The sequence below is a fragment of the Rhodococcus rhodnii NBRC 100604 genome, assembly GCF_001894925.1.
GTDB lineage: Bacteria > Actinomycetota > Actinomycetes > Mycobacteriales > Mycobacteriaceae > Rhodococcus_F > Rhodococcus_F rhodnii.
Genome location: NZ_BCXD01000024.1, coordinates 76,718 through 83,695, shown reverse-complemented (window position 1 = coordinate 83,695; position 6,978 = coordinate 76,718). Strand labels below are relative to the sequence as shown.

General features: G+C 68.8%; 5 protein-coding genes. 1 reads left to right on the top strand and 4 read right to left on the bottom strand.

Annotation, left to right across the window (positions count from 1 at the left end; all coding sequences use genetic code 11):
* The first annotated feature begins 95 nt into the window (after positions 1–95).
* Positions 96–1,967: a DUF2339 domain-containing protein gene (locus tag RR1_RS16670; RefSeq protein WP_072713654.1), complete on the top strand. Its 1,872-nt coding sequence runs from the start codon at positions 96–98 to the stop codon at positions 1,965–1,967.
* On the opposite strand, the gene RR1_RS16665 is transcribed toward RR1_RS16670, so the two are convergent.
* The 4 genes from RR1_RS16665 to RR1_RS16635 all read right to left on the bottom strand — a co-directional run bounded on the left by RR1_RS16665 (position 1,948) and on the right by RR1_RS16635 (position 6,927).
* Positions 1,948–2,631 carry a class F sortase gene (locus RR1_RS16665; RefSeq protein WP_010836862.1) on the bottom strand — a complete coding sequence of 228 codons (684 nt, stop codon included), beginning with the start codon at positions 2,629–2,631 and terminating at the stop codon, positions 1,948–1,950. The two genes, RR1_RS16670 and RR1_RS16665, sit on opposite strands and share 20 nt — an antisense overlap.
* Positions 2,632–2,645: 14 nt before the next feature.
* Positions 2,646–5,492, bottom strand: coding sequence for a CLIPPER-2 domain-containing protein (locus RR1_RS22355; RefSeq protein ID WP_010836863.1), 2,847 nt, complete (start codon positions 5,490–5,492; stop codon positions 2,646–2,648).
* 359 nt (positions 5,493–5,851) lie between these two features.
* On the bottom strand, positions 5,852–6,178 hold the full coding sequence (gene fdxA, locus RR1_RS16640; protein ID WP_010836864.1) for a ferredoxin: 327 nt from the start codon (positions 6,176–6,178) through the stop codon (positions 5,852–5,854).
* Between the two features lie 95 nt (positions 6,179–6,273).
* Positions 6,274–6,927: a GntR family transcriptional regulator gene (locus RR1_RS16635; protein ID WP_040772271.1), complete on the bottom strand. Its 654-nt coding sequence runs from the start codon at positions 6,925–6,927 to the stop codon at positions 6,274–6,276.
* Between the last annotated feature and the right edge of the window lie 51 nt (positions 6,928–6,978).

Sequence of the window (6,978 nt, the reverse complement as noted above, 5' to 3'; positions counted from 1 at the left end):
GTAAGGACCGTTACTCGGACCGGCAACGAAAACACCTGCCCCGATCGAGTAGTACTACTCATGTCCGGCGGCGACCGGCCGTCGATGCTGAAGGCATGGACAATCACGGTGTTCGCTCGATCGATCCGCAGGCCGTCGCTCGGCTCTCCGGTGAGTTCGTCGCGCTCGATCGGCACATGCGTTCCGTCGCCGACGACCTGACATGGCTCCGGACGCAGCTCGAAGCCTCCGCAGCAGCCGTTCCTGCTCCAGCACCGCAGGCTCCGAGTTACGGCACACCCCAAGGTTTTCCGCCCCCGCCACCACCGGCACCGCAGCAGCAGCGGCCGGGGCAACCGTGGGCACCGTACGCGGCACCGCCACCGTCGTATCCCCCTTCTCCCCATCCTCCTGCCCCCTATCCACCCGCCTCGCCCGTTCCGCGTCGCGAACCGTGGTGGCGGCGCGACGGCGCGATCAGCCGCATACTGGCGGCGGCGGGGGCGACCGTCACGCTGATCGGCGTCGTCATGCTGCTCGTCCTCGCCGCGCAGGCCGGCTTCTTCGGTCCGGTCGCGCGCGTGGCGTCAGGCGCGGTGGTCGCAGTGGCCCTGGTCGGTGCGGGGTTGCGTGTGCACCGCCGCGCAGGCGGTGAGGTGGGCGGCGTCGCGCTCGTGGGTACCGGTCTCGCGGGCGGGTTCCTCGACGTCCTCGCCGCGACGACGTACTACGGCTGGTTCCCGCCTGCCCTGGGTCTCGCTCTGGCTGCTGCCGTGGCCGCGACCGGCATGGCCGTCGCGGTGCGCTGGGACTCGCAACCGATGGCGGCCCTCACGATCGTCGCGGTCGCCGTCCTGGCACCGGTGTTGACGGGCGGCATCACGGTGGCCCTCGTCGCGTTCCTGTTGCTGCTCCAGGTGGCGGCGTTCGCTCCGCAGTGGGACCGCGACTGGCCGTATCTGCACGTCGCGCGCACCGTGCCGGTCGTGATCGCACTGTCGGTGGTTCTCGTGAACAGCCTGGGAGATGTGGCCGGTACGCGCACGCAGGCGACGCTGCTGGGCTTCGCGATCGCGGTGGCCGTCGCGGGCGGCGGTTCGGCCGTGTACCTGGTGCGACGCGCCTCCGGTTCCGCGGTCGACACCGTCATGCTCGCGTTCTCGTTGCTGCCGCTCCTGCTGATCGGGTCCGTGCTGCCGCGTTGGAGCGAGGTCGCCGCACTGGCGGCGCTCGCGGCCGTGGTGCTCGCGGTGGTCCGTGTCGTTCCCGGTCTGCCGGTGCACACCCGCGCGACGCTGTCGGCCGTCGCCACGATCGCCGCCCTGCAGGCGGCCGTGAGCGCGACGCCCGGAGACCTGCTGCCGGTCGTCCTCCTCGCGCTCGCTGTCGCCCTCGTCGCCGCTGCGGGACGGATGCACTCGCGCGTCGCCTTCGCGTGCGGCACAGCGTTCGGCGCGGTGGGAACACTGGTCTTCGTCGACGCCGCACCGCCCGAACTCCTGCTCTCGGCGCACACGGTGGCCGCACCGTTCGCCGTCGTCGCGGCGGGCCTCGTACTCGCCGCCCTCGCGGTACTCGTCGTACGGAACGCGAGCGGCTTGGGCCTGATCGACGACCGAAACACGGATGCGGCGTGGATCATCTGCGGCCTCGTGGCGCTCCACGGGGTGACGACGGCCATCGTGACGACGGGTGTCGCGTCGTTCGGGACCGGAGTCGGATTCGTCGCCGGCCACTGCGTCGCCACCCTGGTGTGGGTGGTGCTCGCGACGGTGCTGCTCCGGTGGAGCGCGACGCGGCCGCAGCGGGCTCGCCTGATGCTCGGTGCGGGGTTGTCCGTCGCTGCCGTCGCCCTGGCCAAACTGTTCCTGTTCGACCTCGCCACGCTCGACGGGATGTTCCGTGTCCTCGCGTTTCTCGGTGCCGGGCTGCTGCTGCTGGCGGCGGGCACGCGGTATGCGCGCGCGATCAGTACGGAACCGCGGTGACGATCACGTTGTCGCTGTAGGTGTTCCGTCCGGCAGCATCCTGGACCACCTCACCGCCGCACGTGACGAGATAGAGCTCGCGGGCCCCCTGGTCGCCCCGGAAGATGTCTTGCGGCAGGGCTTCTTTGACGATCGTCTCCATGCCGACGACCTTCCATCGTGTCGTCACGCCGCCGTGATTCAGGTGGATCGCAGCACCGGGGCTCACCCGATGCAGCTCGAAGAGCGCGCCGGCGCCGCGATCTCGGCTGTCGACGTGGCCGGCGACGAGTACCGCGCCGGTCGGCGACGCGATGGGCGCCGACTCGGTCCAGTACGTCACCTGTGCGACGTCCTCGGGGATCACCAGCAGCCCCGAGGCGTCGATCTCGTTGGGCCGCAACGACGCATCGATCCCGAGCGACGGAATCACGACGCTCTCGGCGGCAACGGCGACGGGCTCGTCGGACGGGTCCGTCACGGCACCGGGCGCGAGCGCGAACGTCTCGGTGGGCATCGGAGCTCCCGCCGGCCCCGACGGACCGCCGCCCAGGATGTCCGAGCCGGGTAACTCGGCGCCCCGGAATCCCTGGACTACCAGGAACCCTCCCACCGCCGCGACGGCGACCATCAGCACCAGCAGCGCCGTCGTCGTCGCGGGGTGGGAACGCTTCTCGCGGGACATCGTCGGCTTCCCTGTCAGTGGCGCCGTCTCCAGACCACGATACTCGCGACAGCAGCGGCGATCAGGAGCGCGAGGCCGGCGACCACGAGGCCGATGTTGCGGCCGCGATTCTCGGCGTCGGCCCCGAGACCGGAGTCGATCAGCCCGCCGAGTCCGCCGCGGGTCGTCTGCGGGCTCTGACCGCCCTGGCCACCGGGTGCAGCCGGGCTACCCTGGCCGCCCTGCCCCTGACCGCCCTGGCCCTGACCGCTCTGGCCACCCTGACCGCCTTGCTGCGAACCGCCCTGCCCGCCTGGGCCACCCGGCGTTCCCGGTGCGCCCGGCGTGCCCGGCGTCCCCGGCGTCCCGGGAGGCCCGGGAGGACCGGGAGGCGTGATGCCCGGCGGGATGATGATCGGCGGCACGATGATCTCGATGCAGCAGTCGTCACCATCCTTGACGGTCGTCACCACGACGGTCGACGGAGACGACTCGACCGGATCACCCTCGGGCGGATCTCCGTATGCCACAGCCGTGTTCGTGACGGAGCCGGCCTCGACGTCCTGCGCCGTGATGACGTACGTCGCCGTACACGTCAGCGAGTCGCCGGGCTCCAGCGGCGTGTCCGGACAGACGATCTCGGACATCTGCCCCGAGCCGGAGAAGAAGGTCTCCTCGACACGCACGTTCGTGAGCGTCGTGTTGCCGGTGTTGGTGACCTCGAAGCTGTAGTTCACCGTGTCGCCCTCGCGCAGCCCCGAGACCGGCGCTCCGGTCTTCACCAGGGCGATGTCCGCGTTCGGCTCACCCGTCACGAGAGCATCGGCCTCGTTCGAGGTGATCGGATCCATCCCCGGCGGCGTACCGGTCGACGTCGCGACGTTGTAGATGGAACCGCGATCCAGGTCGCCCTGCTGCACTTGATACGTCGCTGTGCAGGTCACCGAATCGCCCGGCGCGACCGACGCCGCCTCCGGCGGACAGACGATGGCCGACAGCTGTCCGCTACCCGTCCACTCGACCTCGTCAATACCGACGTCGGTCAAGGTCGTGTTGCCGGTGTTCGTGACGCGGAACTCGTAGTCGATCGTCTCGCCGACGGTGCTCATCGTCGGCGGATCGGCCACCTTGACCAGCGCGATGTTGGGCGCACGTGTAGCCACCACATCGGCATCGTCGAGGTTCGACACCACCTGTCCCGCACGCGAATCTCCCAACGCCTGGGCCTCGTTGTGGATCAGGCCACGATCGAGATCGCCCTGCTGCACGACGTAACTCGCGGTACACGTCAGCGAGGCCCCGGACGGCAACGTCTCGGCCGGGCAGGCGATCACCGACATGGGCCCGCTACCGTTCCAGTCCCGCTCCTCCACCCTGACGTTCGCGACCGGTGAACGACCCGTGTTCGTCACCACGAACTCGTAGCTGATCACCTCGCCGACCGTGCTCATGACGGTCGGCGTCGCCGTCTTCTCGAGTGCGATGCTCGCTACTGTGAGCGGTGTGTTCGTGAAAGTGCACTCGACGTTCGTTCCGGTGACGGGCACCGTCGGTATCTGTACCTGCCCACCCTGCGGACTGTCGCCCGACGCGAGTACCGTCCCGTCACGCGCGTTGATGCATTCCCACGTCGTCTGATAGTTCGCGAAGTCGGTGTCGCCGGCGGCGGTCTCCGTCACCGTGACGACGTCGCCGCCGAGCACGATGTGCGGGGCGATCTGCTGATCCTGGATGCCGATCCCGTCTCCGGCGGTCGTCTCGGTGACGTTCTCCGACAGCCCGTCGCCGCTGATCTCGAGGGTGAACTGATCGTCGGGATCGAACCGGCCCGCGGGCAGATTCTTGAACACCGCGATCGAGCTCGGTGTCGAGCACGACGCCATGTCCGTCATCTCGGTCGTCCTGTGCGTATCCACCGCCTCCCCGCTTCTCGGGTCGATGACGACGAGCGACGTTCCCTGTCCGACGTACAGGTAGCCGAAGGGGTTGAACGCGATCGAGTCGGCCGATGCGAAGGCCGATGTGCGTTCCGTGATCCGCGTCGCCTCGAGCGGCTGGGCAGGCCCCGACGACGGCACCGGGCCGGCAACGCTGTAGACGGCCCCTTGGGAGCTGGAGGCGAGGACGACGTACATGTTGCCGTGCGAGTCGAACGCGAGATCACCGTTCTGATCGCCTCGCGCATCGGTGTCGGGAACGGTCACCTGCATGACGAGGCCGAGGTCGGTGCCGGTCTCGGGATCGTATGCGGCGACGTCGATCGTCCCTCCGGAGGCTGCGCGACCGCCGTAGTAGAAGAGACCGTTGGCAGGATTGATCGCGCCGTGCGTGTGGATGACGGCATTCGACGCCGGAGTGCTCGTCGTCTCGCCGGTCTGGGTGTCGTACCGATAGATCGTCTTCGGACTGGTGGCCGACGAACTCGGGCGTGAGGTGTAGATCGCGTAGCGACCGTCGGTACTGATGCCGAGCTGATTGTTGTTCGACGTCGTCGCGTCGATCGGGAATGCATCGGTGTACGCGCCCGTCTCGGGATCGATCTGCTGCACGTAGCCCGCGTTGTTGTCGATCGAATAGAGCATCAGACACGACAGGGGCGCGCGGGGGGCACCGGGCGGTGGAGCCTCCGTCTCCGTCGTGGGCACCGTGGTCTCCGGCGGAGTCGTCTCCGGCGCGGTCGTCTCGGGAGTCGTGGGCGGCGGCGTCGTGGTCGGCAGTTCGGGTGGCGCCGGCTGAGTCGCCGGAGCAGTCGGCTGGGTCGTGGGAGCGGCCGGTGGCGTCGTGGTCGGCTGGGCGAGCGCCGCCGGACCGGCGGTCATCACCAGCAAGCTGGTCAGCACGGTCAGGCAGACCGACCGCGCCTTCGAGACGAACCGGCTCACGCATCCTCCTCATCACGCCGTCACGAGATTTCGTGCGCGGAGAACCGCGGACACGAACCGCGGGACCGGAGGGTGCGCACACGAACTCTGTTGCAGCAGAGCGAATTACACCCATGAGATTCCGTGCGACAACTCCGGAGGCCCACGTCGGTTCAGCATGAGACAGGGCAGGGAGGGCGCGGCATGGTACGGAGACGGCAACAGCCATCGTTACCGAAGTGCAACTGGTGGAAATCGCGGCGCGGTGCTATGAAATCGCACCTCGACCTCGGCTTTTCCAGAACACGCACATACCGACGAGTACGCCGACGGAGCAATGCTCCGTCGGCGTCGTGAAGGCGCGGCAGGTGCCGCGGCTGTTACTCCTCTTCGCCCATCGGCGGCAGGTTCTTGACGAGCGGCGGGTCGTAGTCGACCTTGCCGACCTTCGCGGCACCGCCGGGCGACCCGATCTCGTCGAAGAAGTCGGCGTTCGCCTTCGTGTATTCGACCCACTCATCGGGGACGTCGTCCTCGTAGAAGATCGCTTCGACGGGGCACACCGGCTCGCACGCCCCGCAGTCGACGCACTCGTCCGGGTGGATGTAGAGCATGCGCCCGCCCTCGTAGATGCAGTCGACCGGACACTCCTCGATGCACGCCTTGTCCAGGACATCGACACAGGGCTCGGCGATCGTGTACGTCACGTCAGTTCTGACCTTTCTCCTGCCGGGGCTGCGGCACTACAACGCCCCAGTTTGCCACTCGCGTCGTAGCGGGCACGAGGTAGCCAACCCTCACCTCATGCGGTGAGCTGCGAGCAGGTCACCGGACGCGATCCATGGGCGTGATGAGCGACACGGATCCGCTCGCGATCGCCGGTCCGGAGCGCCTCGAGCAGGGCGGCGTGACGCTCGTACGCGCTGGTGAGTTCGCCCCGCGTCTCGGCCTCGCCCTGGATGTCGCGGGCCATCCCGATCTGCATCTGCGTCAGCAGCCGCTCGTAGGTGTCGGTGAGGCGCGAGTGGCCGGCGGCGCGCACCATCTCGAGGTGGAACGCCCGATTCGCGGCGGCGAACTCGGCCGCGTCTCCCCCTCGCGCGGCGTCGTGCATCCTGCCGAGCGCGCCGTCGACCGGACCGAGATCGGCGACTCCCGCGCCGGGGGCCGCCACGAGATCGAACGCGAAGGATTCGAGGGCGTGCCGGAGCGTGAAGATCTCGTCGAGATCCTCGTCGGACGGATCGATGACGCGGTAGCCGCGCCGGGGCACCTGTTCGAGGAGCCCGTGGCCGGCGAGCACGCGCAGCGCCTCACGCAGCGGCGGCCGGCTGATGCCGAGTTGCTCGGCCAGTCCGGGTTCGGTGATGCGCTGACCGGGCGTCAGGACGCCGGTGAGGATCATCTTCTCGACACTGGACGCTGCGAGGCTCACCAGGCTCTCTTGCACGATCATGTCGTTCACCGTATCCGCGGATTTCGGCTGTTAACGCGGCCGTCACACGAC

Excerpts from the sequence above, each read along its gene's own strand:
- RR1_RS16670 (WP_072713654.1), top strand. The coding sequence starts at position 96 with ATGGACAATCACGGTGTTCGCTCGATCGATCCGCAGGCCGTCGCTCGG.
- RR1_RS16665 (WP_010836862.1), bottom strand. The coding sequence starts at position 2,631 with ATGTCCCGCGAGAAGCGTTCCCACCCCGCGACGACGACGGCGCTGCTG.
- RR1_RS16635 (WP_040772271.1), bottom strand. The coding sequence starts at position 6,927 with ATGATCGTGCAAGAGAGCCTGGTGAGCCTCGCAGCGTCCAGTGTCGAG.